Origin of the sequence: Aerococcus sp. HMSC23C02 (assembly GCF_001806805.1) — a bacterium.
Taxonomy (GTDB): Bacteria; Bacillota; Bacilli; order Lactobacillales; family Aerococcaceae; genus Aerococcus; species Aerococcus sanguinicola.
On record NZ_KV786043.1, the window covers coordinates 518,498 to 542,598 of the forward strand.

Annotated in this window: 23 protein-coding genes; 18 read left to right on the forward strand and 5 right to left on the reverse strand. The window is 48.3% G+C overall.

Translation table 11 applies throughout. From position 1 onward, the window contains the following. Positions 1 to 639 precede the first annotated feature (639 nt). From HMPREF3090_RS03895 to HMPREF3090_RS03905, 3 genes are all read right to left on the reverse strand, one after another. The gene (locus HMPREF3090_RS03895) at positions 640 to 1,602 is read right to left on the reverse strand and encodes a peptidylprolyl isomerase (RefSeq protein ID WP_067975210.1); all 963 of its coding nucleotides are present in this window, start codon (positions 1,600 to 1,602) and stop codon (positions 640 to 642) included. A 95-nt stretch (positions 1,603 to 1,697) separates the two neighbouring features. Next, positions 1,698 to 2,072: a YtxH domain-containing protein gene (locus HMPREF3090_RS03900; protein WP_067976598.1), complete on the reverse strand. Its 375-nt coding sequence runs from the start codon at positions 2,070 to 2,072 to the stop codon at positions 1,698 to 1,700. A 7-nt stretch (positions 2,073 to 2,079) separates the two neighbouring features. Further along, entirely contained in the window at positions 2,080 to 2,511 is a 432-nt protein-coding gene (locus HMPREF3090_RS03905; protein WP_067975213.1) for an HIT family protein, read from the reverse strand. A gap of 189 nt (positions 2,512 to 2,700) precedes the next feature. Between HMPREF3090_RS03905 and HMPREF3090_RS03910 the strand changes: the two genes are divergently transcribed. The 4 genes from HMPREF3090_RS03910 to trmB all read left to right on the forward strand — a co-directional run bounded on the left by HMPREF3090_RS03910 (position 2,701) and on the right by trmB (position 6,642). Further along, the gene (locus tag HMPREF3090_RS03910; protein ID WP_067975216.1) at positions 2,701 to 3,429 is read left to right on the forward strand and encodes an ABC transporter ATP-binding protein; all 729 of its coding nucleotides are present in this window, start codon (positions 2,701 to 2,703) and stop codon (positions 3,427 to 3,429) included. 2 nt (positions 3,430 to 3,431) lie between these two features. Further along, positions 3,432 to 4,667, forward strand: coding sequence for an ABC transporter permease (locus tag HMPREF3090_RS03915; RefSeq protein WP_070485968.1), 1,236 nt, complete (start codon positions 3,432 to 3,434; stop codon positions 4,665 to 4,667). Positions 4,668 to 4,766: 99 nt separating this feature from the next. Continuing rightward, a complete protein-coding gene (locus HMPREF3090_RS03920; RefSeq protein WP_070485970.1) occupies positions 4,767 to 5,567 on the forward strand; it encodes a phosphotransferase family protein in 801 nt (266 codons plus the stop codon). Positions 5,568 to 5,985: 418 nt separating this feature from the next. Further along, positions 5,986 to 6,642, forward strand: a complete 657-nt coding sequence (trmB, locus tag HMPREF3090_RS03925; RefSeq protein WP_067975233.1) for a tRNA (guanosine(46)-N7)-methyltransferase TrmB — start codon at positions 5,986 to 5,988, stop codon at positions 6,640 to 6,642. Between the two features lie 236 nt (positions 6,643 to 6,878). Here the strand turns inward: trmB and HMPREF3090_RS03930 are convergent, their stop codons facing one another. Beyond that, positions 6,879 to 7,241 carry a hypothetical protein gene (locus tag HMPREF3090_RS03930; RefSeq protein WP_067975236.1) on the reverse strand — a complete coding sequence of 121 codons (363 nt, stop codon included), beginning with the start codon at positions 7,239 to 7,241 and terminating at the stop codon, positions 6,879 to 6,881. 303 nt (positions 7,242 to 7,544) lie between these two features. Here HMPREF3090_RS03930 and ytpR point away from each other — a divergent pair, with 303 nt between their 5' ends. From ytpR to HMPREF3090_RS03950, 4 genes are read left to right on the forward strand one after another with little or no spacing between them, the layout of a single operon-like run. Beyond that, the gene (gene ytpR / locus HMPREF3090_RS03935; RefSeq protein ID WP_067975239.1) at positions 7,545 to 8,180 is read left to right on the forward strand and encodes a YtpR family tRNA-binding protein; all 636 of its coding nucleotides are present in this window, start codon (positions 7,545 to 7,547) and stop codon (positions 8,178 to 8,180) included. A 31-nt stretch (positions 8,181 to 8,211) separates the two neighbouring features. Next, complete coding sequence (locus HMPREF3090_RS03940) at positions 8,212 to 9,012, forward strand: hypothetical protein (RefSeq protein ID WP_067975242.1); 801 nt, start codon at positions 8,212 to 8,214, stop codon at positions 9,010 to 9,012. Next, positions 9,005 to 10,324 carry a UDP-N-acetylmuramate--L-alanine ligase gene (gene murC, locus HMPREF3090_RS03945; RefSeq protein ID WP_067975245.1) on the forward strand — a complete coding sequence of 440 codons (1,320 nt, stop codon included), beginning with the start codon at positions 9,005 to 9,007 and terminating at the stop codon, positions 10,322 to 10,324. Before HMPREF3090_RS03940 ends, murC begins: the two co-directional genes overlap by 8 nt. A gap of 38 nt (positions 10,325 to 10,362) precedes the next feature. Beyond that, positions 10,363 to 11,259 carry a UTP--glucose-1-phosphate uridylyltransferase gene (locus HMPREF3090_RS03950; RefSeq protein ID WP_070485972.1) on the forward strand — a complete coding sequence of 299 codons (897 nt, stop codon included), beginning with the start codon at positions 10,363 to 10,365 and terminating at the stop codon, positions 11,257 to 11,259. 344 nt (positions 11,260 to 11,603) lie between these two features. Here HMPREF3090_RS03950 and HMPREF3090_RS03955 read toward each other — a convergent pair whose 3' ends face one another. Beyond that, complete coding sequence (locus tag HMPREF3090_RS03955) at positions 11,604 to 12,143, reverse strand: DUF924 family protein (protein ID WP_067975251.1); 540 nt, start codon at positions 12,141 to 12,143, stop codon at positions 11,604 to 11,606. Positions 12,144 to 12,285: 142 nt separating this feature from the next. Between HMPREF3090_RS03955 and HMPREF3090_RS03960 the strand changes: the two genes are divergently transcribed. From HMPREF3090_RS03960 to polA, 10 genes are all read left to right on the forward strand, one after another. Further along, on the forward strand, positions 12,286 to 13,287 hold the full coding sequence (locus HMPREF3090_RS03960) for a nucleoid-associated protein (RefSeq protein ID WP_067975254.1): 1,002 nt from the start codon (positions 12,286 to 12,288) through the stop codon (positions 13,285 to 13,287). A 21-nt stretch (positions 13,288 to 13,308) separates the two neighbouring features. Beyond that, positions 13,309 to 13,863, forward strand: a complete 555-nt coding sequence (locus tag HMPREF3090_RS03965) for an ECF transporter S component (protein ID WP_067975257.1) — start codon at positions 13,309 to 13,311, stop codon at positions 13,861 to 13,863. Positions 13,864 to 14,656: 793 nt separating this feature from the next. Then, a complete protein-coding gene (locus HMPREF3090_RS03970) occupies positions 14,657 to 16,462 on the forward strand; it encodes a M3 family oligoendopeptidase (RefSeq protein ID WP_070485974.1) in 1,806 nt (601 codons plus the stop codon). Between the two features lie 9 nt (positions 16,463 to 16,471). After that, positions 16,472 to 17,767: a bifunctional folylpolyglutamate synthase/dihydrofolate synthase gene (locus HMPREF3090_RS03975; protein ID WP_067975262.1), complete on the forward strand. Its 1,296-nt coding sequence runs from the start codon at positions 16,472 to 16,474 to the stop codon at positions 17,765 to 17,767. Beyond that, a complete protein-coding gene (gene folE / locus HMPREF3090_RS03980; protein ID WP_067975265.1) occupies positions 17,768 to 18,325 on the forward strand; it encodes a GTP cyclohydrolase I FolE in 558 nt (185 codons plus the stop codon). Between the two features lie 11 nt (positions 18,326 to 18,336). Then, positions 18,337 to 18,705 (forward strand): dihydroneopterin aldolase, encoded by a 369-nt coding sequence (gene folB, locus HMPREF3090_RS03985; RefSeq protein WP_067975268.1) that lies wholly within the window; start codon positions 18,337 to 18,339, stop codon positions 18,703 to 18,705. Positions 18,706 to 18,719: 14 nt separating this feature from the next. Then, positions 18,720 to 19,223 carry a 2-amino-4-hydroxy-6-hydroxymethyldihydropteridine diphosphokinase gene (gene folK, locus HMPREF3090_RS03990; protein WP_067975271.1) on the forward strand — a complete coding sequence of 168 codons (504 nt, stop codon included), beginning with the start codon at positions 18,720 to 18,722 and terminating at the stop codon, positions 19,221 to 19,223. A 267-nt stretch (positions 19,224 to 19,490) separates the two neighbouring features. Continuing rightward, complete coding sequence (locus HMPREF3090_RS03995; RefSeq protein WP_067975274.1) at positions 19,491 to 19,988, forward strand: Asp23/Gls24 family envelope stress response protein; 498 nt, start codon at positions 19,491 to 19,493, stop codon at positions 19,986 to 19,988. Positions 19,989 to 20,637: 649 nt separating this feature from the next. Continuing rightward, the gene (locus tag HMPREF3090_RS04000; protein WP_230080868.1) at positions 20,638 to 21,165 is read left to right on the forward strand and encodes a hotdog family protein; all 528 of its coding nucleotides are present in this window, start codon (positions 20,638 to 20,640) and stop codon (positions 21,163 to 21,165) included. Next, positions 21,158 to 23,827 (forward strand): DNA polymerase I, encoded by a 2,670-nt coding sequence (gene polA / locus HMPREF3090_RS04005; RefSeq protein ID WP_070485976.1) that lies wholly within the window; start codon positions 21,158 to 21,160, stop codon positions 23,825 to 23,827. The genes HMPREF3090_RS04000 and polA overlap by 8 nt, the downstream gene beginning before the upstream one ends. Positions 23,828 to 24,101: the final 274 nt, after the last annotated feature.

Sequence of the window (24,101 nt, forward strand, 5' to 3'; positions counted from 1 at the left end):
GTGACAGGAAAGCTGCCAGATCGAACCCGACTAGACAGGGTGTGAGGGAGCGCGTGTAGGAGTGGACCTCTGGAGCAAAGCAACAGAGAAGACTAAAAGTCTTCGGCGGCGCTTTGTGAAGAGGAGCCACTTCTGCGCGACCGAACCCGACTAGGAAGGGTGAGAGCAAGAGCTCAGAATACATAAACAATTGACGAACAATCTAGCTCGGCGCAGTTCAGCCGGGCTAGATTGTTTTCATTCTTAAAAAAAGGGTAATTTAAATGAGCAAGTTGTGAATAGAGGGATCGTTTGAGACTTCCTGATCTTCTACTCGCGAACGGAGCTGCCATTAGCAAGTTGCCCTTGTCCTAGTTGCAAACGGGGCCATCATTCAAAAGTTGACACTGGTCAACTCGCAAACGGATCCATCATTTGCAAGTTGCTGATGTTCTAGTCGCAAACAGGACCATCATTAGCAAGTTGCCAATACCCTAGTCGCTAATACTGGCGCTGTTAGCGACTTGCCAAGGCATTATGCGCTGAGACCCTCTCATTAGAAAGTGCAAGGTCATCATTCCAAACAAAAAAGCCAGGAAAACTAGCCCGATGAGCTTGTTTTCCTGGCTTTTAAATAGATTATATTTTTTGTATAGAGAACTACTTGCTTTCTTCGCTAGCTTCTTCAGCTTCAGCCTGTTTTTTAGCGGCTTCTTGGTCATTGGAAGTTTGGAAGGTGTCTAGCGCATTCTTGAAGTCCTTGTCAGTAATTTTAACTTGGTATTTGTCTAAGACGTCTTTGAGCACTTGTTGGACTTGTTTAGGGTCATCCATCTTTTCTTTACGGAGTTGTTTTTCAAGTTTCTCCTTCTCTTCGTCGAAAGATCCCTTGTTGCCAACCTCGTCTACCTTGATAATGTGCCAGCCGTATTGACTTTTGACAGGTTCTTGAGTCATTTCACCGGCTTTGAGCTTGAAAGCAGGCTCTTCGAATTCCTTAACCATCATACCCTTAGTGACTTCTCCCAGGCTACCACCTTCTTTGGCTGAGCCCTTGTCTTCAGAATTCTCTTCTGCTAATTTGGCGAAGTCGCCGCCCTCATTAATTTGTTTAATCAGGTCTTTAGCCTTGTCTTCGTCCTTGACCAGGATGTGGGAGACCTTACGAGGAGCTTCGTAGTTTTCATAGGCTTTCTTCACTTCGTCGTCAGAAACATTGATATTCTTAGAAATGGTTTCTGTTAATAGCTTGAAGTAGCGGAGGGCTTTCTTGTATTCATCCACACTGCTATAGCCATTAGCGGCAACGACTTCTTTGAACTTGTCCTCGTCGCCATACTGGGCCACGAGTTTGACCGTATCGGCGTCCACTTCATCTTCGATTTCTTTAACCCGGTCCTTGCCTAGTTCATTTTCAAAGATTTCGCCGAAAACCAATTGTTGGACAGCGGCATTGCCGGCTGAAGCCTTAAGTTCTTTAACTAATTCATCTTCCGTTACCTCGATGCCTTCACCTTTGGCAATCACATTCTGGCCTGCTTCATTCTGGCTGGAGCAAGCGGCGAGGCTGAGGACTGCGGCGCAGGTAAGGGCGCCTAAGCTTAATTTTTTATTCCAATTCATGCGATGACTCCTTGATCAAAATTCTTTTTTTTGTAGCTTAAATATAACATAAGTCGACTCATGCTGAGCAGTATTCTAGGATCCTTTAAAGAAATTTACTCTTTATCAGCTTGGAGTCTTTCTTCTAGGTCTTCTAGGCTCATTTGGGTCTGTTCAAGGTCCGCATTGATCTTGGCAAGTTTCTCCTGGATGGCATTGCGATGGGGAAGGGTAGAGGTCTGGAAGTCACGAATGGCTTCACTGAGGTCATCACGAGCGACTTTAGCCGTCGACAAACCTTGGTTGGCTAGGTCTGATAGGGCAATCTGGGTTTCGGCTAGACTGCCTTCCAGTTTCCGGGAAGCTGCGGTAATATCTTGGCTGTAGGCGCGTAACTTGCGTCGGTTTTCTTCACCAGTATTAGGGTTTTTGAGCAGGGCTGTGACACCGCCCAAAACAGCACCGGTCAATAAACCTTTAAAAAAACTCATGGCCATCCTACACCTCAACCTTTTCGTGGATACGTTGGGCGAGTTTAGCGAGGTCTTCGTCCGTATATTGGTCGCCATTATCCGGCATGACAACTTTGAAATCATCGCCATCGCGGCTATAGCGAGGGATCAGATGGATATGGGAGTGGAAGACACTTTGGTAAGCGACTTCTCCATTATTATTGAGGATATTAACTCCCTGCATATCCGGCAAGGCAGCTTGAAGGGCTTGGACAACAATCGGAATACGACGGAAGATAGCGCCAGAATCCTTGATGTCATAGTCATAGATATCCTTAAGGTGCTTCTTAGGCACAATGAGGGTATGACCTTCCGTTACTTGGCTGGTGTCCAAGAAGGCAGTCACAACTTCATCTTCATAGACGATATTGGTCGGGATTTCCCCATTGGCTAACTTACAAAAGATACAATCAGTCATTTGATCCACCACTTTCAATTGATAATTCTTATACTAGGCTCATTTTAGCATAATCTAGGGAAGGGGACAATTGAAGCGCGGACTATCAAGGTCCCTGTCTTAGCTAAAACTTTAAACTTTAAAGTTAAATTCGCTAGCAAACTTTGATAAACTAGACTTAAATTGAAAAAAGAGGAGAGGAAGACAAGAATGAGTCTCAGCGTCAAGAAGCTGACAGGCGGTTATCTCAACCGGCCCGTCATCCATGACATAAGTTTTGATATCCAAGCGGGGGAAATTATCGGACTGATTGGCTTGAATGGAGCAGGCAAGTCCACCTTGATTAAGCATATTATCGGCCTACTCAAAGCCCAGACCGGGGAGATCCGCCTCAATGGCCAGACCCTGGATGAAGATAACCAGGCCTACCGCCAGGCTTTTACCTATATTCCGGAGATGCCGATGATTTATGATGAGCTGACCCTGCGTGAACACCTGAATATGATTGGTCTCGCCTACCAGATCGACAAGGGGGAAATTCTAGACCGAGCCATGCCCATGTTGAAGACCTTCCGCTTGGATGAGAAGCTTGATTGGATGCCCAAACACTTCTCTAAGGGAATGCGGCAGAAGCTGATGATTGTCTGCGCCATGATGGTTGAAGCTGACCTCTATATTATTGATGAACCCTTCCTGGGCTTGGATCCCTTAGCAACCCATGACTTTATCCAAATCCTGGAGGCCAAGCGGGCAGCGGGGGCCATGGTCTTGATGTCGACCCACGTTCTCGCTAATGCGGAGACGTATTGCGACCGCTTCCTCTTTCTCCACGAGGGCTATTTGCGCGCCCAGGGGAGCTTGGAAGATATCCGCCAGGTCTTTGGCCAAGATGAAGCTAGCCTGGAAGAGCTTTATATCCAACTGGCAAGGGAGGGTTAAATTTGAAAGAACTCTTCAAAAAACGTCAAGAAAAAGCCCTTCAAGATTTTCTCCACTACAGTCGCTATATCTTTAATGACCACTTTGTTATTGCCCTGATGTTTCTTGTGGGGGCGCTTTCACTCAATTATTCGACCTGGGTCCACCAACTCCAAGGCAGGGACCTGGTCGCAGATGGCATCCTGGTCCTAGCCTTTACCCTGCTGACTTGGGCAGGGGGCGTAAGGACCTATCTGAAGGAGGCGGATATCCAATTCCTCCTCCCCCTAGAAACAGAATGGCGGTCTTATTTTAAAGAAGCCTTCAAGTCATCGCTTCTTAAACAAGCTTTACTGGCTCCCCTGCTCTGCCTGGTCGCTTGGCCTTATCTTAAATGGGGCCAGCAGTGGACAGGCTGGGAAGTCTTAGCTCTCGGTGCAAGCTTTGTGCTTTTGAAGGCGGCAAGTCTGATGAGGGCAATCCGTGGCTTCCAGGACCAAGGCAAGCAAGCAAATGGGCTAGGCTTGGTATTCCCCCTCCTGACCTATCTCTTGGCCTTTACCTTCCATCCAGTTTGGGCCTTGGGCTTGGCGACTCTTTTCTGTCTTTGGCAAGGCGGCCATTTGACTTGGGGCGACCGCTGGGATTGGCAGAATCTCCTCGTGAGCGAAGGACAGAGCAAGCAAGCCATGACTGCCTTCCTGTCTTTATTCGTCGATTTAAAAGCAGGCAAGAAGCAGACCAAGCGCCGGGCCTATCTCGACGGCTTGAACCTGTCCTTGGCCAAGGCGCCTTCTGCCCATGCTTATCTCTATAGCCGCAGTTTTTGGCGGTCGACGGACCTCTTTCCTATCTGGCGGCGCTTGACCCTCCTGAGCCTCTTACTGGCCTTCACCCTGCCCAAACATCCTTTAAGCCTCCTCGTCTTCCTCCTCTTAAATTATGCTAGTCACTTCCAACTCTTACCCCTGGCTAGCCTCAAGCAGGGGCAGACCATGTTGAAGATTTACCCAGAAGCAGAAGAAGCGGGTCACCAGGTCTTCCAAAGCTTACTCTGGCAAGTTTACACTTTCCAAGTGATCGCTTTGAATCTGGCTCTCTTCTTAGCAGCTTTTGGGCTTCTGGCTGCTTTCTACCTAGTAGCTGGTCTCCTTTTAGAATTTCTTTTTATCCGTTTCTACTTACCAGCTAGGCTCCAAAAGAAAAAGACAGGACGTCGGCGCGGCAGAAAGAGCCAAAAGATCCAACGAAATGATTGACTATATGGAAAATAATGACTACAATAATGAATGCTTTAGTTTTTCTTTTGCACCGTTTGGAAAAGGAAAATCATCTTAAAGAAAAGGGAGGGGACAGCATTGGAATATCAGTTTGATAAGGAGTGGACCTTGCATCCGATTGGCGGGGATACGGGCCAGGCCTTCATGGGCACCCATAAGCAGGAGCGTGTCTTCCTCAAACGCAATTCTTCTCCTTTCCTTGCTGCTCTCTCCATGGAGGGAATTACGCCGCGCTTGATCTGGTCAAAACGGACCAGTACGGGAGATACCTTCTCGGCCCAAGAATGGCTGCGCGGCCACACCCTGACGGAACAAGAGATGCACCAAAGCCAGGTTATCAAGCTCATCCACCGCTACCAACATTCGGACCATCTCTATAAGATGCTAGTGAAGATTGGAGGTCAGGAATGGGCATGCAGTGACTTTATCGCTGACTATGAAGACCAGCTCCACGACCACTTGGCTTCCCATAGCCTCTTGAATGAGGTCTTGGCTTATTTAGAAGAGACGGCTCCCTTCATTAAGCAATCCCTTAAGACGGTTTGCCACGGCGACCTCAACCGTAAGAATTTTTTACTGTCTGAACAGAACCGCCTCTACCTAGTCGACTGGGAATCGGTTCGGATTGCGGATCCCATCTCGGACTTGACCCAGGTTCTTGTCCAATATATCCCGAGTGAAGACTGGGAGAGCTGGTGGGAGCGCTATGGCCTCCAGGTGGATGAAAGTTCTTATCTGCGGATCGAGTGGTTTGCCTTAATTAATCTGTTACTCTTAATTAAGGAAAGCTACCGCAAGGATCAGCAAGTGGATGTCAATGAAGCGATTTTGAAACTGAGACATATTTACGATAACCGGTATTTCCAAGACCAGTATTAACTTTAGACAGAATAGAAGGATTCTTTGCCAAAATCAAATGGGCGAGAGCATTCGTTCCGCTTTTGAATTTGATCGTTAAAGAGCCATGGCACCGGTTCGAGCCAAGGTCTCTCACCTAGCGAGCTTCAAAGGGCTAGTAAGGCTTAAGCCAACTATCCCTAATTCACATCGCTTGCTTTTGTCACGGCTAACGATCAAATTCAAAGTTCCACTGCTGCTCAAAATTAGCTGATAAAGAAAATATCCCTTAATTAATAACTAGTCACCAACACTAAAAGTAGGGAATTAATAGAAGCAGGCAGGTTCTTTTAGAGTGCTTGGCCCGCTTTTATTTTTGCTATAAGACTAGTCTTTTGGACCTGCTTGGATAGATTTTGAAAGTAGACTAAGGATTGAAAGCGAAATAAGGAGGCGCATGATGCGTGTAAGACATAAACCTTGGGCAATCGATATGATTAAAGATTACCCTAATATTGTGATTCCAGAACCGGACCAGGCTCAGGGCAAGTGGGACCAGGTCTTTGACCAGGCCCAGCCCCTCCATGTGGAAGTGGGGACGGGCAAGGGCCAATTCCTGATTGGTATGGCCAAGGCCCATCCAGAGATTAACTATGTAGGGATTGAGATGTACTCGGACGTCCTTGTCATGGCCCTGCAGAAGGTCTTGGATGAAGACCAAGACTTGCCTAACTTGCGCTTTATCCGGTCAGATGGCCGTGAGATTTCAAACTTTTTTGAAGCCCACAGCTTAGACCGCATCTATTTGAATTTCTCGGATCCATGGCCTAAGCGCCGCCACACCAAGCGCCGGTTGACCAGTCCTAATTTCTTAGCTCAATACCAGGAAGTTCTCAAGCCAGAAGGGGAGATCCACTTTAAGACCGATAACCAGGGACTTTTTGAATATTCCCTGGCCAGTATGTCCCAATATGGCATGGCCTTCCGCCAAGTTTGGTTAGATCTCCATGCCAGTGATTTTGAGGGCAATATCATGACGGAGTATGAAGAGAAGTTTGCGGCTAAGGGCCAGCCCATTTACCGTTTGGAGGCCTACTACCCTCAACATGAAAGTTAAATAAAACACAAAAAAGTTCGGCGCGTTTTAACTGCCGAACTTTTTTATTGATGCGGGAAGAGGCTAGTACAAAAATTCCTGCTTCTTTTTAAACCAAGAACTTTTTTTAAATCTGTTCCAAAAGTCAGGCCTGACATCCACTTCACAAAGTCTGATGATCGTTTGTAACGATCTTCAGGCTTTGTTCCAGTGATTCAGGTCTGAAGGACTTTTGTCACGCTCTTTTCTTTTTGTTTTTAGACTTGGTAGAGGTCGATGATTTGACCGCTTTGGGCGTCTGCAATGAATTCGTATTGGACTAAGTGGCCTTTTTCTTGGCGGGAGACGCCACCGAAGTAAAGCACTTGTTCTTGGCCGTAGCGCTCTTTCTTCAGGGGTTGGAGCTCAATCCAAGAGCCTTCAATCTCGCCATCCTGAGCTAAGAGGGCCTTGACTTCTTCAATCACGCTCTGACCGTCTACTTTGGCCCGTTCATTCTTGTCCCGGCTATCGATGTAGAGGGCAGTCGAGACAGCCCCAATGACAGCGCCACAGACGAATAGGGTACCAGCTAGGGCATAGGCCTTATTTTTTAAATTATCCTTTAAATCAAATACCAAAAGAAACACTCCTCTCTTCTATTAGTCCTATTATAGCAAGAAAAAGCTTAAATTAAAACGCTAACAGATGGAAAGGCAAGGAAAGCTGAATTTGGCGAATTTCTTGAATAATTCCAGCCTATGATGGAGGGGCGTTGCCTTTTTTAGGTAAAAAGTATATAATTTGAAAGGAATGATCTGATGCTTTATATTGAGAAGGCTTGTCTAGTTTAGAAATTAACTAGACTATTTTTTCATCTAGGGATGAAGCCAAAGCAAGGTAGCAAGTGCTGCCAGTAAATGAAGAAAAGGAGCAAATTATTCATGTGGATCTGTTTTTACAATCCGAAGGGCGTCGGCGATGTCTTGATGGTGACACGCGGCCAATTACAAAAAGACCAAATCGCAACGGAAACCATTGCAGGAATTACACGGATTTATAACAAAGAGACGGATAATACCATGGGCTATAACTTCCATTCCATCTCTGACTATATTAAATTAGAGGGCTCAGGCCAAGTTCACTTGAGCGATGAGCAGCTCGATACCCTTAATCAATTGCTCTATGAGAAGGGCTTTGAAACAATCAGTACTAATAATGACCCAGCGATTGTGGTGGGCTATGTCAAGTCCTGCGTTGACCACGAGGATTCGGACCATCTCCATATTACGGAAACTCAGGTTGGCGAAGACCAAACTTATCAGATTGTCTGTGGGGCAGCCAATGTCCACCAAGACATGAAGGTCGTTGTGGCCTTGCCGGGTGCCGTGATGCCAGATGGCCTGGTGATTTGGCCAAGCGAATTGCGCGGCGTGCAGAGTTCAGGCATGCTGTGTTCAGCTTATGAATTGGGCGTTGACCCTGAACATAAGCTCCAAGGCATTATTGAAATTAAAGACGATGTGCCAATTGGAACACCATTTTCAGAACTTGACCTATCAAGTTTAACGACCGATTAGAAGAGACCTAAGAAGCTAAGGAGGGGGAGCCTTGAAATGGAATGATGAACGGTTGAAGCGTGAGCGTGAAGAGCATTTTCAGCCCTTCTACCAAAAGAAGGACGACAAGCTCTTAGCCGATGACGTGAAGAAACCCTACTTTCCAAATTATATGAACTGGCGGTCTGACCTCAATGAGCAGAAACGCGACCGTCAGCCACAGAATTATGAGAATTGGTGGACCCCTCAAAGCCATCAACAGGAAGCTAAACGCCAGCACCGCTTCGACCAGGCCCGCCAACAACCGCTCAATAATTTACAAAGGCCAGCTTCGAATCATCGCCGGCCCAATCGCCAACATGAGGGGCAGCAAGACTATGCCCTCTACCGGGATGAGGACCGAGAAGCCCGCTATGAGAAGATTCGGCGAGACTTGCGCGCTTACGAGAACTATCAATTCCGGCGGCCTTTCCGCCCCTCGGAAGTCCCTTCGATCCAGCAGAAGGCCCAGTCGCATGCGGTCCAGAGCTCGGAAAAAAAGGACCATGAACGAGACAAGAAGCGGCGTCAAGAAAGGACCAAGGCCCGGTCAAACACGGTCAGCCAGCAACCAAGCAAAGCCAATGCCACGCGTAAGGCAGCTAGTCAGCCGGCTAAGTCGACTGAACATAAGCCGGCCCAGACCAAGCCACGTCAGGGGGGCCTTAACCGAGATTTTAAAGCGATTATGGCCCAAGAGCGACCACGCTACGCCAAGGGGAGTGTCTTTGCTGGCCTGAGCGATGAAGACAGCGACCAGACCCCTTATTATTCGAAACACCAAGGAACAGGAGATAAGCATAACCATGAATAAAGAAACGATCTATCACTTCACAGGAATCAAGGGTTCAGGGATGAGTGCCCTGGCACTCGTTTTACACGGAGCAGGCTATAAGGTACAAGGCTCAGATGTGGAGACTTATTTCTTTACCCAACAAGGTTTAGAAGCGGCAGATATTCGTATCTTAGATTTCGACCCGAATAATATTCATGAAGGTATGGAAATTATCCTAGGCAATGCCTTCCCCGATGACCATCCTGAGGTGAAGAAGGCTGAAGCGCTCGGCTTAAAAGTTACCCGCTACCATAAGTTCTTAGGACATTTTATCAAAAATTATACCAGTGTGGCCATTACCGGCTCGCACGGCAAGACCTCAACCACTGGGCTCATGTCCCATGTCCTCTCCCTCAATGTTCCTACCTCTTATCTAATTGGGGACGGCACAGGTTATGGCGACGAGCAGGCCGAATACTTTGTCCTAGAAGCGGATGAATATCGGGAACATTTTCTCGCCTATGAACCCGACTATGCCATCTTTACCAATATTGATTTTGACCACCCCGACTACTACCAAAATATTGAACAGGTTTTTGACGCTAATAGCCAGTTCGCTAACCAGGTGCAAAAGAAGGCCATCATGTACGGGGATGACCCTTACCTCCAACGTCTAGCGGACAAGGACCATGTGCTCTACTACGGCATTGACGGGGACTATGATATTGTTGCCCATCATGTGGTCCGCGATACGACCGGCTGCCAGTTTGATGTAGAAGTTCTAGGTAAGCATTACGGCCAGTTTCGGATCAAGGGCTGCGGGGAGCACAATATCCTCAATAGCCTGGCTGTAATTGGTTTCTGCTGTTTGGAAGAATTTCCGGCTGATAAGGTCCAAGAAGCCCTGTCAAGCTTTGCGGGCGTAAAACGACGCTTCAATGTGACGGAAGTGGCTGATATGACCCTGGTGGACGACTATGCCCACCATCCCTCAGAAATTAAAGCTACGCTAGACGCCGCCAAGCAGCGCTATCCAGAGAAGCAAATCATTGCCGTCTTCCAGCCCCATACCTATAGCCGGACCCTGGCCTTGATGGATGAATTCGCTCAAGCCCTCGACCAAGCTGATGAAGTCTTCTTGTGTGAGATCTTCGCTTCAGCCCGCGAACAGGATACCCACCAAGTCTCCAGTGAAGACTTAGCTGCCAAAGTGACCAAGCCTGTGCAAATTCTAAATTTAGACGATATGGGACCACTCATGGGCTACCACGATGCTGTTGTCCTCTTCATGGGAGCAGGGGATGTACCTAAGTATGGTCGAGCTTACGCTGAAGCCTTGAAATCACGTTAGAGACTGAGCCGTAAACTGTGCTGAAAGGAGCCAAGCAAGTGAAAAAGATTAGAAAAGCTGTTATTCCAGTGGCTGGTTTAGGGACCCGTTTTTTCCCCGCAACTAAGTCTATGGCCAAGGAAATTATTCCCGTTATGGATAAGCCAGCCGTCCAATTTGTCGTTGAAGAAGCCCTAGCAGCTGGCATTGAAGAAATTCTTGTGATTACCGGTCGTCACAAACGCTCGGTGGAAGATCATTTCGATGCCAATATTGAACTGGAAGAGAATTTGGAAGCCAAGGGCAAGGATGAACTCCTAGCTATGGTCCAAGATTCTACACTCGAGAATATCCAATTCAAACGCCAGCACTATCCTAAGGGCCTGGGCGACGCGGTTGCCCTAGCTGAATCCTTTGTGGGGGAAGAACCCTTCCTCTTGATGCTGAGCGATAATATTTTGGTGAGCGAAGAACCAGCTTCTCAAGCCTTGATGGCAGCCTACAACAAGACCGGCAAGAGTTCTGTCTTAGTCCAAGAAATTGACGAAGAATTGACCCAACTTTATGGCATCCTAGACCCTGACCAAGAAGCTGAAGATGGCATCTTACCCGCACGTAATGTGGTCGAAAAACCTCAGGACCAAGCCCCCAGCCAGTACGCCATCTGTGGCCGCTATGTCTTAGACCAAAGCATCTTCCGCGCCCTAGAAGGCCAAGAAGTCAATCCCTTATCAGGCGAAATCGAACTCAGTGATGCCCTCAGCCAAATCGCCCAAGACCAGGGCGTCAATGGTCTTGTTTTTACCGGTGAATGGTACGAAGTCGGCGAACCCCTAGGCATGGTCAAAGCCAGCATCCAATACGCCCTCCGCCACAAACAAACCGGCCCCGAATTCAAAGACTACCTCAAAAACGAAATAATCCCTAAACTAAAGGGTGAGAGGGAGCGCGGGTAGAAGTGGATCTCTGGAGCAAAAGATCGAAGAAGTCTGAAAGACTTCGGCGGAATTTTGTGAAGAGAAGCCACTTCTGCGCGACCGAACCCGACTAAAGAGGGTGAGAGCAGAGGCGCTTAAAAATATAAAATAATAAATAACCTAGTAAGGATGATTGACTTCTTACTAGGTTATTTTCGTTCTTAGACTTGGTTCAAGTTGCAAACGAGGACTCCATTAGCAAGTAGAGCCTGAGCAACTTTCAAATGAGGGCTCTATTAGCAAGTAGCCCCACAAAAATCCCAGAATAGGCCCCCCTCCATCAGCATAGAAATCTAATGGAGGGGGTTATTTTACTTGATATTTTAGAAACCCTTATTATGTTTCAAATATTCTTCTTCTTCGGGTGTGTTTTCCCGGCCTAGTGTCTCATTGCGGTAAGGGTAGCGGCCGTATTTTTCAATGATTTCATAGTGGGCTTTTTCATACTTTAGATTGTTGGCTAGGGCTTCTTCTGAGGAGAAGAGTTCCATGGCTTGGTCGTGGATGACGAGGGATTCGGAGTGCATGAAGGGCATGTAGATGAAACTGCGAGCTTCTGGACTGAGCGAAGAGAGGTCTTCCAGCCGGATGCATTCTTGGGCCAGGGCGAGCGCCATATCGTCTTGGGCATAAGCTTGGCCACTCCCCCGATAGAGATTTCTGGAAAATTGGTCCAGGACAATAATTTCTGCCAAGCGTCCGCGCAGGCTTTCCCGCCAATCCGCATGTTCACCGTCTTTGACTTCCTGGTGGAGCTGGCTAAAGCGGTCGGCAATGGCTTGGTCTACGCTTTCACCACCATTAAACCACTGCTCCGGACCCAATTCTTCAAACCAAAAATTTAAAACTGCTTCGATTGACATTGTTGGCCTCCTTTAATTTTATTTTAATCATAGCATAAAATAGCTTAGGGGTCCTGTTTCGGGCCTGGCGAATTTGATTCGCTTTTTAGCTGTAAATTCGTTAAAATGAAGGGGTGTAATTTATCTAGAAAGAGGGAAGACCATGATTCAAATTCGGGATGCTATCCTCCATATTTACGATGTCAACACCAGTGAACCCATCCTCTCCCAAGCGGCTTTAGACTTTCGGGATGAGACTATTATTCACTATGTCGACTGCAAGGTGAACCAGGTCATGCAGACAGGCAAGCAGAAGAATGGTGTGATCCCTGAAACGGCGCCCATCTATGAGAACCTTCAGAGCCTGGCTAGGGACTTCCAAGCAACGACCCGACCCATGACCTCTAAATTCTTCCAGATCCTGCGCCTAAATCCGGACATCCCACCGGCAGACCTACTATGGGTATCGATTGTGCTCAATGATTTTCCCTTCGTCGGGATGTTCAAGTTGAACCACAATGAATCCTTCACCCACTTTGTCGCAACGGATGAGGAGGTCCTGCGCAATGATTTAATTGTCCACCGGTCCATCCTGCCCAAGGCCAAACAAGCCATTGATGAGGGCTTTCTCTATTGTCCGACGACAAGCGAGTACTTCCTGATTGAAAAAAATCATTTGATGGAAGAAACGGGCGAGCGGATGCCTTATTTGAGCGAAGTCTTCTTGGGAATCGAAGCCAATCTCAATATGAATGAAAACATTAAAATTATAAGAAAAGGCGTTGAAAAGACGGCCAAGCATTACAATGAAGCAGACTACCAAGCTCTGGCAGAGGCTAAAGATATTCTCTACCACGCGGTTTATGACGACCAAGAGTTCGATAACCGCAAACTGGCTGACCAGCTCTACGGCGACAATGTCAGCCAGAAACAGACCTATCTGCGGGAAACTGAAGAAATGGGAATGATTCACCAACAAGCTGCCAGTCCAGACATGCTATCGGCCAAAATGCAGCGTCAAAAACTTAAATTCGACAACGGCATTGAATTGACCATTCCTCTTGAGCTCTTCAATGACCCTGAAGTGGTGGAAATTAAGAATAATCCGGATGGGACCATTGGCATCGAATTGAAGAATATTGAAAGTATCAAAAATATGTTCTAAAGTAGAAGAGGAAAAACAAAAATGAAAATACCCAAATTAGACCTGGACCTGGTCCGCTATCCAAACTTCCAGCAGCTCTCATTAACCCGTCGTTTGACCAATCTGAGCCTCTGGGTAGCAGTTGCCGTGGTGGGACGGGTCTTAGTCAGTGGCCTGCCTAATGTCCAACCTGTGACGGATATGGTCATCCTAGCTGTGCCACTCTTTGGCCTGTCAGGGGGCTTAATTGTCGCCACCCTCATCATGCTTCTCAGCAACCTCATCCTCGGTATGGGACCTTGGACCCTGGGGCAGATCCTAGCCTATGGGGCGGTCGTCTTGATCAGCTACCTCTTAATGAAGCTAGGCCTCTTCAAATACCCCCTAGCCGTCCTCGCCTGGTCCCTAGTCGCAGGCTACTGTTACGGCCTCATTGTCAGCTACATGATGCTCATCCTCTTCGGCCTAGGCATGCCCTTCTGGACCTACTACCTAGCCGGCCTCCCTTACGACACCGGCCACGCCCTAGGCAACCTCGCCTTCATGCTTATCCTAGTCCCCATCTGCCAACGCCTCATCCGCGAAAAAATATTGTAAAAAGGGTGTGAAGGTTAGCGGGAGAAATAGACCTCTGGAGCAAAGAGCCAGAGAAGACTGAAAGTCTTCGGCGGATCTTTGTGAAGAGGAGCTATTTCTGCTAACCTGAACCCGACTAAAAAAGGGCGTGAGGGCTGGCGGTTAGGCTTGGATGATTGGAGCAAGTCAGAATAAGAGCAAAATATTCGCTCGTTTCTGACTTGTGAAATCACTCCAAAGCTGCTCTTGCGAACCCGACTAAGAAAGGGTGAGAGGGAGCGCGGTTAGAAGTGGACCTCTGGAGCAAAGCAACAGAGAAGACTAAAAGTCTTCGGCGGCGCTTTGTGAAGAGGAGCCACTTCTGCGCGACCGAACCCGACTAAAAAAGGATGTGAAGGTTGGCATATAATTCTAACTGCCTAACGCATTACCTAATTGCATTCGGAGGGCCCGAATGCAAATATCAGGCGGCCAATCTTCACTCAGAGAGCCCGAATACAGATAGCAAGTGTCCAATTTGCACTCGGAGGCCCTGAATGCAGATAGCAAGTAATCAATTTGCACTCAGAAGGCTCGAGTACAGATAGCGGATGCTCAATTTGCATTCGGAGGGCTCGAGTACAGATAGCAAGTGTTCAATCTACACTCGGAAGGTCCGAATGCAGATAGCAAGCATCAATCTGACGCGATGCCCCTGTATGCCAATAGAAAACATACTTTTTCGACCAACAGGCAAATAGCGAGCCTAATCAAATCAATTTTCAAGAAACACCTACCATTATTTTAAGCTCACACAACAATTAAGGAGGATTCAATGACTTATCCAAACACTTGGCAGCTCGACGACCTCTACCCAGGCGGGGTGGAAGGGTCAGCTTTTAAGGAAAGCCTTGAAGCTGCCAAAATTGAAAAAGAACTTTTAAGTAAGAAAGTGAAAGCTTTTGAAGCGAAAGGCGAAGCAGCGGACCAAGCCCTCTACCAACTCATCCAAGACTTGGAAGGCCTGGAAGAGGAACTAGTGACCCTGGATAGCTTTGCCCAAATGGCAGCGGATACTGATATTCAAGCAGAGGTGCCAGTCTTAGCCCTCGACCGGGTGGGCCAACTTCTGGAGAGCTTCGACGGGCTTGCTTTAAACTTTGACCAAAAGCTCCTTGCCTGGTCTGAAGAAGAATGGCAAGACCTCTTGGCGAGTCCAGTGCTTGCGCCTTACCGCTTCCATTTAGAAGAGCGCCGCCGGGAAGCTAGTCAGGCCTTGGACCCTAAGACAGAACGTTTGCTTTTGGCCTTGGACCGCGATGGTATCGAAGCTTGGTCCCAGACCTATGATAGCCTGGTCGCCTGCCTTCATATCCAACCTGAAGGCAGCAAGACCACATATTCAGTCGGCCAGGCCATGAACCATATGCTGGATGATCCGGATCCCAAGAAACGGGCAGCTTTCTTCAAGGCCTGGGAAGCCGCTTTTACTGAAATGGGGCCGGTTTTTGCCCGCATTCTAAACCACCTGGCAGGCTACCGGATGACTGAGCAGAAGGCCCACGGGGACGACTTTCTCGAGGAGCCTCTGCGCCAGAACCGGATGACCTACCATACTTTAGGAGCCATGTGGGAAGCGGTAGACGCGGCTCGTCCGGACCTCCTGCAATTCCTTAAGACCAAACAAAAATTATTGCAACTGGATAAGTTGAATTGGCAAGACATCGCTGCACCCTTGACCCTCAGTGACAGCCAGGTTCAGCGCTATACTTGGGAAGAAGCCTGCCAATTTGTTGTAGACCACTTCCGGAAGACTAGTGAAGAAATGGCGGACTTTGCGGACCAAGCCCTCAAGGCAGGCTGGGTGGAAGCGGAAGACCGGCCAGGTAAGCGTCCAGGCGGTTACTGCACGGAGCCCCTGGCCAATGGCGAATCGCGGATCTTTATGACCTTCACCGGGTCTGCCCAAGATGTGAGTACCCTAGCCCATGAGTTGGGCCACGCCTTCCATTCCTATGTCATGCGGGACTTATCGACCTGGCAGCAGGGCTATGCCATGAATGTGGCGGAGACTGCTTCTACCTTGGCAGAAAACTTGATTGCGAGCAGCCAATTAGCGGAAGCCAAAGACCCTGGCCAGCGTCTCCAATTGCTCAACGCCAAACTGGAGAACACGACAGCTATGTTTATGGATATCCGAGCCCGCTATCTCTTTGAGAAGAATTTTTATAGTGAACGCCAGGCCGGCTATGTGGGGGAAGAGCGTCTGAACCAGCTCATGGTATCGGCTCAGCGCGAAGCCTTTGCGGGCGCACTGGATAGCTATCACCCGCATTTCTGGGCCAGCAAGCTGCATTTCTTTATTTCAGATGTGCCTTTTTACAACTTCCCTTATAGCTTTGGCTATCTCTTTAGCCAGGGGATTTTGGCCGAATTGATGAAAGATCCGGACCACTTCACTGAACGTTATGTGGCCCTCTTGCGGGATACGGCGGTGATGACCGTCGAAGATTTGGCGGCTAAACACTTAGGCGTTGACCTGGCCCAGATCGATTTCTGGCAGGAAGGCGTCGCGCTAGCCCTCCAAGATGTCCGTGCCTTTGTCCACGAAGGGCAAGCTTATTTAGAAAACAATCAATAGGAGAAAATTATGGATTATGAAACATTAGAAGAGCTCTTACCCCTAGCCGAAGAAGGGAAAATGGTTCTCGGCTTGGATACCATGGCTCAATTAATGGCAGACTTGGGCAATCCCCAAGATCACTTGCCCACTATCCACATTGCTGGAACCAATGGCAAGGGATCAGCGGCTATGATGCTAGCAACAATTCTAGAAGAAGCGGGCTATAAAGTGGGGCTTTATACCTCACCCTCCATCATGTCCTTCAATGAGCGGATCATGGTCAACCGGGTGCCTATCTCCGATGAAGCGATTATTCGGGCAGCTCAGGCTATCAAGGGGTCCTGTGAGCGCTTGGACCTCCACCTGACAGAGTTTGAAGTCTATACTGCCATGGCTTGGTTAATCTTTGCCGACCAGGATTGCGATCTGATTGTTCTGGAGGTAGGGCTGGGGGGCCGCTTGGATGCGACCAACCTGGTGAAAGCACCTCTTCTGACCTTGCTGATGAAGATTGCCTTCGACCATGTCGGTATCTTAGGTCATACTTTAGGGGAAATCGCTGGTGAAAAAGCAGGCATTATTAAAGCCGGCCGCCCCGTGATTTCCTACCCTCAGGATCCTGAAGCCCAAGCTGTTATCCAAGCTAGGGCGAAAGAAATGGGTGCGCCGTATTTAGAAGTTGATCCTGACGACATCCAAGACCTGCCTAGCAACCAAGCCCGTAAGCAAGTCTTTAGCTATAAGGGACAGACTTGGCAGCTTAACCTCCTGGAAGCCCACCAATTGCAGAATGCTAGTGTGGTCCTGGAGGCTGTCGAGAGCTTGCGCCAGCAGGGCTATCCCATTTCTGACCAAGCCCTTGCCCGAGGCCTGGACCAAGTGAAATGGCAAGCCCGTTTTGAAATTATGCACGACCAGCCCACCATTGTTGTCGATGGTTCGCATAATTTAGATGGGGTCAGCCAGCTTAAGCTCAATCTCGAGCGCTATTTTCCCGACCAACGCATCGTTGCCATTATGGGCATGCTGGCGGATAAGGACGTGACCCATGCGGTTGCTGAGATTGCTCCGATCCTGGATCAGATTGTGACTGTCCGTCCCAATACGCCCCGCGCTTTAAGTGCTCAAGAACTCAGGAATAAAATCGTTTCCATATACCCTGAACAATATGATACAATAGTCCCAGCTGTTTCTTATGAAGACGCCTTCACAATAGCAATGGATCTCTTGGATGAGGACGCCGTCTTGGTAATTTTTGGGAGTTTCTATTATGTAGGCTATATGAGAAATCTAATTAATAAGAAGTTAGGAAATGATATTTAAATGGATAAAGTAAAGATTGAACAAGCAATTCGTGACTTATTAATCGGGATTGGGGAAGACCCCGACCGGGAAGGTTTGCAGGAAACGCCGAAACGGGTGGCTAAGATGTATGCTGAACTCTTGGATGGTTACCAAAGAACCCCCGCCCAACACATGGAAAAGCAATTCACGGCTGAAGACAGTGAACTAGTCTTAGTCAAGGATATTCCCTTCCATTCTATGTGTGAGCACCACCTCTTGCCCTTCTACGGGGTTGGCCATATTGCCTATGTACCCGGAGCAGACAAGGTAGTTGGCTTAAGCAAACTGGCGCGAATCTTAGAGGATATCAGCCTCCGTCTCCAATTACAGGAACAGATCACGACAGAAGTGGCGCATACGATTGCTGATAATCTCGAAGTGGAAGGGGTCTTCGTTGTACTTGAAGCAGAGCACATGTGCATGTCCATCCGTGGCGTCCACAAAGAAGGGGCTTCTACCGTCACCAAATCTGCTCTCGGTTGCTTTAAGGAAAACTCTGAACTGCGTAAAGAAGTCCTATCGATGATTCGAGCTTAGGAGTGGGGCTTGTGAAAAAAGATTGCATTTATTTAAATGGTTTAAATTTCTATGCCTACCACGGTCTCTTTCCTGAAGAGACCAAACTTGGCCAGCGTTTCATCGTTGACCTGGCTCTCTACTTGGATCTGAGCCGGGCCGGTCAGACGGACCAAATGACTGATAGTGCCCACTATGGCGAGGTCTATGACAGTGTCAAGCGTGTTGTCGAAGGGGAGCCCTTCAAGCTGATTGAACGTCTGGCCCAAGCCATTGCCGATGAGGTCCTGGCTAGCCAAGCTTTAGTGGACGCCTTGCAGGTCAAGGTCACCAAGCCCGATCCACCGATTCCGGGCCACTACGATTCAGTCGCTGTTGAGATTTACCGTGAACGTCATTAGGAAGGAGAGCAGATATGCCAGTTGAAACCCACCATGCCTATATTGCCCTGGGGTCTAACATTGAGCCGCGCCGGGAGTTTTTGAACCGGGCGATTAAGGCTTTGGACCGGAATGAATCCACCTCTGTTGTCCAAAAGTCCCACATCTATGAAACGGTACCCAAGGGCTATGCCGACCAAGCAGACTTCTTGAATATGGTTCTCGAAGTCGAAACCACCTGCGATCCCTTCGCCTTATTAGGGATTGCCCAGCAGATTGAAGATGATCTCAACCGGGTGCGGACGATTAAGAACGGGCCACGAACTATTGACGTGGACCTGCTTGCTTATGAAGACCAAATTATTGACCATGAAATTTTAGAATTGCCCCATCCTCGCATTCAAGAGCGCGCCTTTGTCCTCTTCCCCATGGCAGAGATTGCAGCGGACTTTGTCTTACCTGGTACGGGTCAGACCATCCAAGCCCTGCGTGATGCCCTGCCTGAAGCTGAAAAGGCGGATGTCCGGATTTACGAATAGCGTGATGCCCAGCGACGAGATGTCCTGGGCTTTTCTTCTAAAATTGGGCGAATGAGCATGCCTTCCGCTTTTGAATTTGATTGTTAAATTTTGAAAGGATCAATATCGTCTGGAAAAAAGTCTTAGCTATGTTTTAGATATGCGACTTTTGACAAGGCTCTCTTTCTAGATTTTCTTGAAGGCTTATACTTTGGTATTTCAATGATTTTATGCTATTGTAAACATAAATCTAGCAAGTTAATTAAAGAGAGAAAAGAGTGATTCAAAATGGCTGAAGAAATCAAGCAAGAAAATGATTTAAATTTTGATGCGCAAGCGATTGAAACAATTGCGAGCCGTGCCGTTCTAGAAGTCGATGGGGTCCTAACTACTCAAGGGAACGCCTTCAATACGGCCTTGTCCCAAGCCGCTAACTTCGCTGACCAAGTTAAAGAAAAAACTCAAGAAAGCTTCTCTGATGACGACCAAGGGGATAAGCAAGAAGGTCAAGATCAAGAAGAAGACAAGGGACATGAAGAAGGGGACCACTACCAAGACGGCGTGAACGCTGAAGTTGGTAATGTGGAAGTTGCCGTGGACCTCGATATTGTCGTGGCTTATGGTAAGGAAATTCCTAAGATCTTCGATGAAATTGTTGAAAATGTCAGCAAACGTATCCATGAAGCAACGGGTTTAGAAGTTGTGGAAGTGAATGTCAATGTTCGCGATATCATGACGGAAGAAGACTATCGCAAGGTTCACTACAAACAATTTCCTGATGACTAATTAGCATGCAATTGAACAAATTCCCTAGAGATCCAGGCGTGTGGATAGCTAGGGAGTTTTTTGTTTGGCTACTTTTTATTGAAGCTTCCATTTGAAAGTTGGCCTGGTTCTACTTGCTAATGGGGACTCCATTTGAAAGTTGGCCCGGTTCTACTTTCTAACGGAGCCCTCATTTGAAAGTTGGCCCGGTTCTACTTGCTAATGGAGCCTTCGTTTGAAAGTTGACCTGATCCTACTTGCTAATGGGGACTCCATTTGAGAGTTGGCTTGATCCTACTTGTTAACGGAGCCTCCGTTTGAAACTTGCTCCAGATCTAAGAATCTTGCTCTCACCCTCCCTAGTCGGGTTCGGTCGTGCAGAAGTGGCTCCTCTTCACCAAAAGCCGCCGAAGACTTTCAGTCTTCTCTGGCTTTTGGCTCCAGAGGCCTATTTCTCCCGCTAGCTTTCACACCCTCCTTAGTCGGGTTCGCAAAGGCAGAAAGGAAGTGACTTCAGCGAAAGGGAACGACCGGCTAGAGCCGCTCTTATCCCTTTCGCCTCCAGTCATTCCTTTCTGAACGCCTTTGCTCTCACCCTCCCTTTTTTTGTGTTTCTTTTGTGGATTTGATAGAATGAGTAGAGATAATTAGGAAGTGAGGGTGTGTTATGGTGGCTTATAATAATGATGATGGTTTGTCTTTTGGCAAGCCTCTGCATGCGATTGATGTGGGGGATACGTTTACCATGACGGAGCGTTTTCGGGAGCGGGATATTCTCCTCTACATGGGGGTAACGAATGATATTAATCCCCGCTATTTGAAGACGGAGGAGGCCCACCAGGTGGTTGATCTGGAGACGGTGATTCCTCCGATTGCCTTGATGGGGGCGATTACGCGGACGGTTTCTATGCATTTCCCGGGGCCGGGGTCCATGTTGGTAGAGATGAATTTCACGATTAATAAGGCTATCCGCCACGATTCGACCATTACCTATCATTTTGAAGTGATCCGGATCGAGGAATGGCGGGGTTACGTGACCATCCATGTCATCGGCAATAATGAAACCACCGGGGAGGACCGGGTCCTGGATGCCATGCTGATGGTTCTTCCGCCCGAAGAAGCCCTGACTGACCAACCCAAAATTATTGATTCGAGTGAATTGAAGCGTGTCGATGGAGGCGATGTAAACAGTGACTAAAAAAAATAAATTACTTTTATTTGATGGCTCTTCTTTGGCTTTCCGGGCCTTCTATGCGATTCAAAATTTGGATTCTTTTGTCAATAAGAATGGCTTGCATACCAATGCCCTCTATGCCTTCCATGCCATGCTGAAGACGGTCTTAGATAAGGAAGAACCGACTCATGCCTTGGTGGCTTGGGATGCGGGGAAGACCACCTTCCGGACGGAGATGTATGATGATTACAAGGGCGGCCGGCAGAGTGCACCGGATGAATTCCGGGAGCAGATGCCTTTCTTTAACGTCTTATTAGATGCTTTCGGCCTGGCCCATTATGAACTGGCTAACTATGAAGCTGATGATATTATCGGGACCCTGGCCTTGCAGGCTGATCCAGAGACCTTCGATGTGGTGGTTATTTCGGGTGACCGGGACTTGACCCAGCTGGCCCGCGACAATATCCGCGTGGACATTACCAAGCGCGGGGTGAGCCAACTAGAAGCCTATACACCTGCTTCTATCCAAGATGCCTGGCAGATCACCCCTGAGCAGATTGTGGACATGAAGGGACTCATGGGCGATTCTTCCGATAATTATCCTGGGGTGACCGGTATCGGCGAGAAAACGGCCCTCAAGCTCCTCCACGAATTTGGGTCTATGGAGGGCGTTTACGACAATATTGATAAGGTTTCCGGCAAAAAGCGTAAAGAAAACCTCATCAAGGACAAAGAAGCTGCCTTCCTATCCAAAAAGCTTGCCCGGATCCTGGACGATGCCCCGCTAGAAATTGGCTACGATGACATTAAGAAGCGGGACCTTGACCAAGAAGCCCTAGTTGACTTTTACAAAGAAATGAATTTCAACCGCTTTATGGCCGACCTCTTGGAAGACGCCGATCTTTCGGACCAAGTCCAAGCAGAAGCTCGGGACATTCCTTACCAAGTTTTGATAGAAACTGACCAAGTGACGACTGAGATTTTTCAAGCGGAAGAGATGGCCTTCTATGGTGAAATGTTTGCCAAGAACTACCACCAAGGGGAGATTATTGCCTTCGCTCTGGGGAATTCCGACCAGGTCTATGTCCTGCCCAAGGAAGTGGCCCTGGACTCGTCAGCCTTTAGGGAATGGGCAGAAGATGCTAGTCGCACCAAGCAGGTCTTCGATGCCAAGCGGACCAAGGTGATGTTGGCCCGGGAAGGGATCGACTTCAAAGGGGTGTCAGAAGATGTCCTGATTGCTTCCTACTTGGTCCACGCCAAGGATAATTCCAATGACCTAGCGGAAGCGGCGCGTGAATTCGGAATTGATGACCTGGCCTATGACGAAATGGTCTACGGCAAGGGCAAAAAGCAGGCCGTCCCAGAAGATGAAAGCCAGATGCACGACCACCTGGCTCGGAAGATTGATGTGATCTGCCGGATGGTGCCCCTAGCCAAAGAACGCCTGGCAGCGGACCAGATGACAGAACTCTACCGCGACATGGAATTGCCCCTGGCCCTCGTTCTTGCTAACATGGAGATTCGGGGGATCCGTGTTGAGCGGTCCACCCTGGAAAGCATGCATGAAGCCATCGAAGGCCAGCTGGATGACCTAGAAGCCGCCATCTATCAAGAAGCTGGCCATGAGTTTAATATCAACTCCACCCAACAATTGAGCGATGTCCTCTTCGAGGAAATGGGCTTGCCAGCTGGTAAAAAGACCAAATCCGGCCACTATTCGACGGCCCAATCGGAATTGGAGAAATTACAGGGCAAGGCAGAGATTGTCGACTTGATCTTGGACTACCGCCAGCTGGCTAAGTTGCAATCGACTTATATCGAGGGCATCCAGAACTTTATCCAGGAGGACCACAAAGTCCACACCCGCTTTATCCAGACCCTGACCACTACGGGACGCTTGTCTTCGGCAGACCCTAACCTGCAAAATATTCCGATTCGGACAGAGAACGGTCGGAAGATCCGCCAAGCCTTTGTGCCATCTGAACCCGGTTGGAAGATCTTTTCATCGGACTATTCGCAGATTGAACTCCGGGTCCTCGCCCATATTTCAGGAGACGAGCACCTGCAGAAGGCCTTCAAGGAGAATCGGGATATCCACCGAACCACGGCTAGCCGCGTTCTCGGTATTGACGAGGCAGATGTAACGCCTAACCAGCGTCGGGACGCCAAGGCAGTGAACTTTGGGATTGTCTATGGGATTTCCGACTATGGACTCAGTAAGAACCTCAATATTTCCCGGCCCCAAGCCAAGGCCTTTATTGATTCTTACTTCGATAACTTCCCCAAGGTTAAGGTCTACATGGATGAGATTGTGGAATCTGCCCGCGAGAAGGGTTATGTGGAAACCCTCTTTCACCGCCGCCGCTACCTGCCTGACATTAGGGCACGCAACTTTAACGTGCGGTCCTTCGCCGAACGGACGGCCATGAATACGCCTATCCAGGGGACAGCCGCTGATATTATCAAGCTGGCCATGTTGAAGATGGAGACTGCCTTAGAAGAGGAGGGCCTCCAAGCCAAACTGCTCATCCAAGTCCACGATGAGCTGATCTTCGAAGCACCCGAAGAAGAAATCGCCCGCTTGGAAGAATTGGTCCCTCAAGTGATGGAATCCGCCGTTGAACTGGACGTGCCTCTGATTGTAGATAGTAACTACGGTGATACTTGGTACGATGCCAAATAAGGTGTTTGTTGTTTAATGGGTAATCGTAAGGGCATATAGAAGCATTTGGTGTGCTTAATGCTAATTATTTGATAACAATTTCCTATAAAACAGGAAATATAATTTCAAAACTTTTTAATAACTAGCAGCGAGTATAAAAAATATCTGCTTTGTTATTTGTGAGCAGGAGTGAAGCTTTGAATTTGATCCTTGTATTTTAGAGGGGTAATAAGCGCTAACGCCTATTATCCCTAATTCTATCTAGTTGGGTTCGCAAGAGCAGCTTTGGAGTGCT

Coding starts and splice junctions, on each gene's coding strand:
- HMPREF3090_RS03975 (WP_067975262.1), top strand. CDS start 16,472: ATGGATTATGAAACATTAGAAGAGCTCTTACCCCTAGCCGAAGAAGGG.
- murC (WP_067975245.1), top strand. CDS start 9,005: ATGAATAAAGAAACGATCTATCACTTCACAGGAATCAAGGGTTCAGGG.
- folE (WP_067975265.1), top strand. CDS start 17,768: ATGGATAAAGTAAAGATTGAACAAGCAATTCGTGACTTATTAATCGGG.
- HMPREF3090_RS03970 (WP_070485974.1), top strand. CDS start 14,657: ATGACTTATCCAAACACTTGGCAGCTCGACGACCTCTACCCAGGCGGG.
- HMPREF3090_RS03995 (WP_067975274.1), top strand. CDS start 19,491: ATGGCTGAAGAAATCAAGCAAGAAAATGATTTAAATTTTGATGCGCAA.
- trmB (WP_067975233.1), top strand. CDS start 5,986: ATGCGTGTAAGACATAAACCTTGGGCAATCGATATGATTAAAGATTAC.
- ytpR (WP_067975239.1), top strand. CDS start 7,545: ATGTGGATCTGTTTTTACAATCCGAAGGGCGTCGGCGATGTCTTGATG.
- HMPREF3090_RS03905 (WP_067975213.1), bottom strand. CDS start 2,511: ATGACTGATTGTATCTTTTGTAAGTTAGCCAATGGGGAAATCCCGACC.
- HMPREF3090_RS03965 (WP_067975257.1), top strand. CDS start 13,309: ATGAAAATACCCAAATTAGACCTGGACCTGGTCCGCTATCCAAACTTC.
- HMPREF3090_RS03900 (WP_067976598.1), bottom strand. CDS start 2,072: ATGAGTTTTTTTAAAGGTTTATTGACCGGTGCTGTTTTGGGCGGTGTC.
- HMPREF3090_RS03895 (WP_067975210.1), bottom strand. CDS start 1,602: ATGAATTGGAATAAAAAATTAAGCTTAGGCGCCCTTACCTGCGCCGCA.
- HMPREF3090_RS03910 (WP_067975216.1), top strand. CDS start 2,701: ATGAGTCTCAGCGTCAAGAAGCTGACAGGCGGTTATCTCAACCGGCCC.
- HMPREF3090_RS03955 (WP_067975251.1), bottom strand. CDS start 12,143: ATGTCAATCGAAGCAGTTTTAAATTTTTGGTTTGAAGAATTGGGTCCG.
- HMPREF3090_RS03960 (WP_067975254.1), top strand. CDS start 12,286: ATGATTCAAATTCGGGATGCTATCCTCCATATTTACGATGTCAACACC.
- folK (WP_067975271.1), top strand. CDS start 18,720: ATGCCAGTTGAAACCCACCATGCCTATATTGCCCTGGGGTCTAACATT.